The organism is Rhodopirellula maiorica SM1 (genome assembly GCF_000346295.1).
GTDB classification, from domain to species: Bacteria; Planctomycetota; Planctomycetia; order Pirellulales; family Pirellulaceae; genus Novipirellula; species Novipirellula maiorica.
This window is the reverse complement of sequence record NZ_ANOG01000654.1, coordinates 1-6725: the sequence shown is the minus strand read 5'-3', so window position 1 is coordinate 6725 and position 6725 is coordinate 1. Positions and strand designations below refer to the sequence as shown.

Annotated in this window: 4 protein-coding genes; all 4 read left to right on the top strand. The window is 54.9% G+C overall.

The window, feature by feature from the left end; translation table 11 throughout:
• Positions 1-1125, top strand: a 1125-nt coding sequence (locus tag RMSM_RS41160) for a S26 family signal peptidase (protein ID WP_040768669.1), incomplete at its 5' end; no start/stop codon positions are given.
• Between the two features lie 45 nt (positions 1126-1170).
• Positions 1171-2052, top strand: a complete 882-nt coding sequence (gene lptB / locus RMSM_RS21035; RefSeq protein WP_008700890.1) for an LPS export ABC transporter ATP-binding protein — start codon at positions 1171-1173, stop codon at positions 2050-2052.
• 69 nt (positions 2053-2121) lie between these two features.
• Positions 2122-4167 carry a thioredoxin domain-containing protein gene (locus RMSM_RS21030; RefSeq protein WP_008700888.1) on the top strand — a complete coding sequence of 682 codons (2046 nt, stop codon included), beginning with the start codon at positions 2122-2124 and terminating at the stop codon, positions 4165-4167.
• Between the two features lie 168 nt (positions 4168-4335).
• On the top strand, positions 4336-6725 hold a 2390-nt coding region (locus RMSM_RS21025; RefSeq protein ID WP_160168340.1), incomplete at its 3' end, for an FG-GAP-like repeat-containing protein.

Genomic DNA, 6725 nt, shown 5'->3' with positions numbered 1-6725 from the left:
TACGCCTACGGATCCTACGTCACCGTGGATGCCGATTATGTGTACGACGAACGTCCCACGCTGCTGCCGACTCGGTCGGGCTGGTTTTCGCGAATCGCACGCATGCTAAACGGAGGCTATTCGTCGGGGACATTTAGCCCCTCGTTTGAATCGGGCAAGGGGCCCGAGCAGTTTGATGGACGGGCCTCGTACGGTTCAAGCGATCTGTCGCGTGACGGCGTCCACTGGGTGGGGGATCTCATTCTCGAAACGGATGTGGAAACCTCAGCCGAAAGCAAGGAAGTGGTTTTCGAGATTGTCGAAGCCGGCATCCCCTATCGTTGCACGATCGATTTGACCTCCGGCACCGCGGTGCTGAGCATTGGTGAGGATGACACACGCGGGTTCAGTGCCAATGGCGAAAAACCGAATCTGCATCCGACAGCGCGCACGACGTTTACTGCGGGCTCGCGACATCACGTGCGGTTCAGCAATTGTGACGACCAAATCGTGTTGTGGGTGGATGATTCGATTGTCGAATTCGATGCTCCCACGACCTACGATTCGCGTGAATTTCTCTCCGACGACGAGAATCACCCTCATTACGTCAGCGCCGGAAAACCGCTGGATGCCGCACCCTTGGGTGTCGCCGTACGTGGTGGAACCAGCACGGTTCATCATCTACGTATCGATCGTGACAAATATTATATCGCCACGAAGTCCTCGGATGCCGGTATGTACGATTACGAAATCGAAGAGCTGCGGGATTTGACCAACGGACGTTTCAGTTTTCGCAATCAAGAATTGATGCGACGGTTGATGGCTGAATTTCAGCAGGTGATGGCCGAGCCGGAGCAGTGGTCCGATTTCGAAGGCTGGCAGACACGGCGTAGCGTCAGTTTTCGGCTCGAGGAAGATCAGTTCTTCCCGATGGGCGACAACAGCCCCGAAAGTTTAGATGCACGCTGTTGGGCCGGCACGAAGTTGCGTCCGGGAATGACCGCCGAAGCAGACGCATGGGCCCGAGCGGACTTCGTTCCTCGCGATTTGTTGGTGGGCAAGGCACTGTTGGTGTTTTGGCCGCATTCGTGGAATCAACCGGTTCCCTTCACTCCTAATTTTCGCCGCATGAAGTTGATCCGCTAGATTGACATTCTCCGCACCCCTTTCTTTTTCAAGAGCAGAAACAGCATGGATGCAATTTCCGAAGATCGACCGATTCTGCAGGCTGTCGATTTGCAGAAAACCTATGGGCGTCGCCGTGTCGTGGACGGAGTCAATCTGCACGTCGACAAGGCGGAAATTGTTGGATTGCTCGGTCCAAACGGGGCGGGAAAATCCACCAGTTTTCGCATGATTTGCGGGATGGTCGAACCGGATCGCGGCAGCGTTTTCCTGGATGGCACCGACGTGACCGATTGGCCCATGTTCCGCCGGGCACGGGACGGGCACATGGGGTATTTGCCCCAAGAACCCAGCGTGTTCAAAAAGCTTTCGGTCGAACAAAACATCTCGGCGCTGTTAGAATTGTTAGGGATGGATCGCGCGGCTCGGAAACATCGCACACAACAATTGCTCGAAGAATTTAACATCACTCACATTCGCAAAAGCCGTGCTGCGGGGCTGAGCGGCGGTGAGCGACGTCGTTTGGAAATTGCCCGTTGCTTGGTCTCGGATCCCAAAATCGTGATGCTTGATGAACCGTTTGCGGGGATCGATCCGGTCACCGTCCAGTCGATTCAAAGTGTGATCAAGCAGTTGCGGGATAGCGGGATCAGCGTTTTGATTACTGACCATGCCGCCCGTGAAATTCTGGGCACGGTGGATCGTTGTTATGTGATCTATCAAGGCCAAGTGTTGATTGACGGAAGCCCGGATGAAGTCAAGGAACATCCCAAGGTGCGTGAAGAATATTTGGGTGATTTGGATGCGGCCGCCAAGAGTCCGGTGCAGCGAGCTGCGATGGCGGAGCAAGCAGACGTTGCTGTGGAACATCCGCCGGTGTCGCGTCCTCATTTTCGGCCCTCTGTCGAACGATCTCGCAAACCGTCTCGCTCCGTGACGGACGTTTAGTTAACGCGGAACGCTTTCCACAAGCAACCGCGGAACGCTTTCCCCAAACAAGCATCGGGTGCCTCAATCATGAATCGTCTTTCATCTTCGTTAAGCCCCTACTTGCTTCAGCACCAAAACAACCCGGTGGATTGGTATCCATGGGGGGAAGAAGCGTTTGAGAAAGCGCGAAATGCGGATCTGCCCGTGTTTTTGTCGGTCGGCTACGCGGCCTGTCATTGGTGCCACGTGATGGAACACGAGAGTTTCGAAAACGCCGCGATCGCCGAATTTCTGAACAAGTATTTTGTTTCGATCAAGGTGGATCGCGAAGAGCGTCCCGACATCGATCAAATCTATATGAACTCGGTGCAGCTGATGACCGGCCGCGGCGGTTGGCCGATGAGTGTATTCCTCAATCACCAGAAACAACCTTTTTACGCTGGCACCTATTGGCCCCCATCGCCCCAGCGGGGCATGCCGGGGTTCGCGCAAATCCTTGATGCGTTAGCGGACGCTTGGCAAAACCGTCGCAGCGAAGTCGAGCAGCATGCCGCGCAAGTCACCTCATCCCTCGGGCAATTGGCACTTGGAGTTAGCGAACCCGCAACGTCGATGCCCGACGATTCGGTGATTCGTGACGCGACGAACCATTTGCTCGACGTCCTCGATCGAGAACGTGGCGGTTTTGGGGCGGCGCCAAAATTTCCGCACGCCACCGATCTTGATTTGTTGCTGCGTCGCGGGCAAACCGCTGGGGACGAAGCATTGATCAACGCAGCCGAATTGACGCTCGATGCGATGGCCGCCGGCGGGATTCGTGATCACATCGGCGGCGGATTCGCTCGTTACAGTGTCGACGCTCAATGGTTGGTGCCCCACTTCGAGAAAATGTTGTACGACAACGCGTTGCTCGCCGAAGTTTACGTTCGCGCGTTCCAAGTGACCGGACACGAGCGGCATGCCAATGTGGCGACGGAGATTCTCGACTATCTTGCTCGCGAAATGTGTGACCCCTCCGGCGGTTTCCACTGCAGCGAGGATGCGGATAGTGAAGGAGTCGAAGGCAAGTACTACGTTTGGACCGTTGCCGAAGTGATCTCGGTGCTCGGAGGCGAACGCGGAGGACGGTTTTGTCAGATTTACGACATCACCGAAGCAGGGAATTTCGAAGGCAAAAACATCCCCAACCTGCCAAAGTCGATAGCGGATTGGGCAAGCGAATTGGGCAATCTGGATTTGGCAGCCGAATTGGCGAGGGATCGTGAGCAACTGCGTGAACATCGTTGTATACGCGTGCGTCCTGGGCGAGACGACAAAATCCTGGCGGGTTGGAATGCATTGGCGATTCGGGCGTTTGCGATCGCGGGCGGCGTGCTCGATCGCCCCGACTACATTGCCATTGCCGAACGTTCGGCCAAATTCATGATGGAACAGATGACGTCCGAAAAGGGGCGTTTGTATCATGCGTTTCGGCAAGGTGATGCCCACCTCGATGCGTACGTCGACGATTATGCATACACGGCCGAAGCCTTTGTGGCATTGTTCGAAGCGACGGGCCATGCCCGCTGGGTTGGCCGGGCTGTCGAGTTAGCCGATACGATGGTCCAACACTTCGAAGATCCCGAATCAGGCGGGTTTTTCTACACGGCGGATGATGCAGAGGCGTTGATCACTCGCACCAAAGATTGGCATGACGGCAGTGTGGTCAGCGGAAATGCGTCGGCGACGCTTGCGTTATTGAAGCTGTCACGATTGACCGGCGTGGATGCCTATCGCAATGCAGCCGAGCGGACTCTGCAATTAGCGGGGCCTATTTTAAAGACGCAAGCGGCGGCATGTGGCGCGTTACTATCGGCGCTGGATCGGATGCTGCACGACCACGAACAGTGGGTGCTCGCCGTCCCGGATCTTGAAACCATGGCGGCGTGGCGGAAGCGTTTTCTCGGCCGCTACCGTCCGCACGCTACGTTGTCGTGGGTGATTGGCCAGGCTCCGGAATCGGGACCGGTCGCTTCGCTAAATCAGCATCGCGAAATGATTGATGGAAAACCAACACTCTACCGCTGTCAAAACTTCAGCTGCGACCGTCCGGTGGTCGGTGACGAGGTTACAATAACACTCCTTCGTGATTGACTAACACCGTGATTGACTGACACTTCAACACAAAACGCGAGCTCTGGCGTTGCCGTGACTTGCATGGTAATGAAGTGTTTCCCACCTCCTAATGACTGCGTCGATATTGCCGGTTTCGTTTTCTTGTACGGCAAGTCTGAATTGCAGCCTCGAATGAAAAGCGACACCGTGAAATCATTTGCTCGTCCGTTGGCGTATCCGTATCAAACTGGGACGCGGGTGATCGGACGACAGGCAGAATTCTTGGATACAGTCTCTGCGTTTGGGGCCACGTTTGGACAACTTGGTTTGGCGATTGCCGCGGTTTGCGTCTTGCTTTGTTTTGCAGGATGTCGCGATGTCCACTCGAAAGTTTCCTCCGACGAGAGTCGCTCAGCAATCCAACAGATGCAAGCTCATGCCAATGCTCAGCAATGGCCGGAGGCTGCAGCACTGATTGAACGTGTATTGATCGAAAACCCCGACGATCCCGCTACGCTTGAGATTGCAGCAAAAGCTGCTTTTATGAGTGGTCAAACGAAGTTGGCGGCGGAATTGCTTGTTGAGGCTTGTGTCGTGACGCAATACAAACAAGAGGCTCGGATTCAACAAGCATTCACGGGTCTGATTTCGGTCGGTCGATTATTTGAAGCGATCGAGCTTCTAGAGCATGGCGTTGAGGCCGAGCCCACGAATTTCGGCATGCGAAAACTACTGCACAGCTTCTTGCTCGGAACGGAACGTCATCGCGAAGCAGCGAAACATGCTCATGTTTTGGTTCAGCAGCGAAACTTTGACGCGGAATTGCTGAAAACCTTGGGAGATCCTGCTCGCCGAACGCAAGAAGCGGACTCGCTGGTCGCGATGACTGAACGGAATCCTGCGGATTTGCGTCCGCTGATTGGCAAAGCACGTTTTCATCTAGATCGTGGGCAATTTAGCGACTGCATCAAAAATCTGAAGCGAATTGTTGCGCAGCACCCAAATGATATTGTCGCCCAGGTGATGTTGGGACGTGCTTTCGTTCTAGCTGGCCAACACGAACAATTGGTGGACTGGAGTAGCAAACTGCCAAGCGGCATCACTGGCCACGCAGACTATTGGCTGACTCTCGGCGATTGGGCAAACACCGCAGGAGAGCCGGAAATCGCGTTGGAAGCGTACGCCCAGGCGGCTCAACGAGATTTTGACCAGGTTCAGATTTGGGACAAGCTCGCTTCCGCGATGCTCCAACAGGATCCTTCATCTGCGGACGTCGGCCTCGTACGAAAAAGAGCAGGACTGTTATCGAGGTTGCGGCAATTGCAAGCGGATCGAGAAGTGCTCAATGATCCGTCCGGGGCATCGTCGATTCAGATCGCCAACGTGCTTGCAGAACTGGGGCGTCTGTGGGAAGCAGAAGCTTGGTTGTCGATCGGACTGACGGAACTCTCTGCGGACGCCGTGGATGCGACCGCAAAAATCAACGAGCTCCGAACATCAATCGTCCAGCGTCTCAGTCAACAAACACCGTGGCAACTTGAGATTCCGTTACAGCGGTGGGCTGATAAGGGGCTCGATGAGAACACGGCGATTTTGGCAAAACTCAGCGGACGAACCCAGTCGATGGTGATGTCGCAAGATACTCGCTGGACGTCGTTCGTGACACCGTTGTTGGTCGACGAGGCATCGGAGCGGGGGCTCGATTTTTTTGGCAGAACCGGAGACCAGCTCGACAAGCCAGGCATCCGAATTCACCGCAGTTTAGGCTGTGGCGGCGGCGTGCTTGATTATGACCGTGATGGTTGGCCCGATTTGTATCTTACGACGGCCGGTGGCACACCGCCCAACTTGGATTCGGCTCCGAATGCATTGTTTCGCAATCGGAACGGGATGTTTATCGACGTTGCGTCACTCAGCAATTGCGAGGATCGCGGTTTCAGCCAGGGAGTCGCGGTGGGGGACGTCAACGCGGATGGTTTTGACGACCTGTTGGTACTCAACTATGGTCCGAATCATCTATGGATCAACAACGGTGATGGGACGTTCACCGATGCGAGCGACCGCTGGCTTTCAGAGCAAAAGATAACGACATGGTCTACCAGTGCGGCGATTGCCGACATCGATGGAGATTCCATTGCCGACGCCGTGGTCACCAACTATGCCGCAGGCCTATCGCCAAGCTTGGTGGATTGTGCATCCGAGGGGGTCGAGGGTCATCGTAGTTGCTCTCCCCTGTTTTTTTCCGCCGAGCCCGACGTGTTTTACAAAGGCCAAAACAGGGGTGGTTGGCAAGAGGCGAATCGAACTTGGATGGCTCACCCCGAAATACTTGGGCGCGGCCTTGGAGTGGTTGTAGGGACTTTTAGCCCTGGAAGGATCAATGATGTCTATATCGCGAACGATATGACCTCGAACCACTACTGGACCAAGAATGACCAAGCGAGTGAGTTTCAACTCGTAGAGTCGGCGACCATCGTGGGATTGGCAAATGATGCGTTGTCAAGAACCCAAGGTTCGATGGGCATCGCCACAAGCGATCTCAATGGAGATGGAGTTACTGATTTCTATGTCACCAATTTTGAAAACGAACACAACAC